General features: G+C 64.1%; 1 protein-coding gene. It reads left to right on the top strand.

Features of this window, described 5'->3' with window-relative positions; all coding sequences use genetic code 11:
• Positions 1–128: 128 nt before the first annotated feature.
• Positions 129–518 (top strand): DUF411 domain-containing protein (locus B3520_RS15785; protein WP_286876415.1); only part of this gene is annotated, 390 nt, incomplete at its 3' end.

The raw sequence follows: 518 nt of genomic DNA, 5'->3' as shown, positions 1-518 counted from the left end.
CGCGGGCAGCGTGGTGCTCAAGTCCGTCCCCTGCCGCAAAATCGCCGCCGGCGTACCCGCCCAAATCATCGGTGACAGCCGCTGCCAGCAGCCGTCACGCACCATGGACCACCGACTGGATGACTGACATGCTCAAACGCTTAGCCTGTGCCTTGGCCCTGCTGCTCATTATGACCGGTTGCGGAGAGGCGCCGGAGACCGAAACGAGCGCCAGCTCCGACAGCACGTCGGCCGCGCCCGATTCTGCCGAGGCCACTGCACTGACGGTTTACAAAAGCCCGACCTGCGGCTGCTGTGAGGACTGGATTACGCACATGGAGGGCGAGGGCTTCGAGGCGGCCATTGAGCACCCGAGCCGGATGGCGACCATCAAGGCGCAGTTGGGGATCGCTCCCGAGTACGCCTCCTGCCATACCGGTGTCTCTGAGGAGGGCTATATTTTCGAGGGTCACGTTCCGGCCAAGCTGGTCCGCCAGTTTCTGAACAGCCCACCGGAAAACGCTCTGGGCCTGGCCGTA

The sequence above is a fragment of the Marinimicrobium sp. UBA4509 genome (assembly GCF_002388575.1).
In the GTDB taxonomy this organism is placed as follows: Bacteria; Pseudomonadota; Gammaproteobacteria; order Pseudomonadales; family Cellvibrionaceae; genus Marinimicrobium; species Marinimicrobium koreense.
This window is presented reverse-complemented; position numbering and strand designations above follow the sequence as displayed.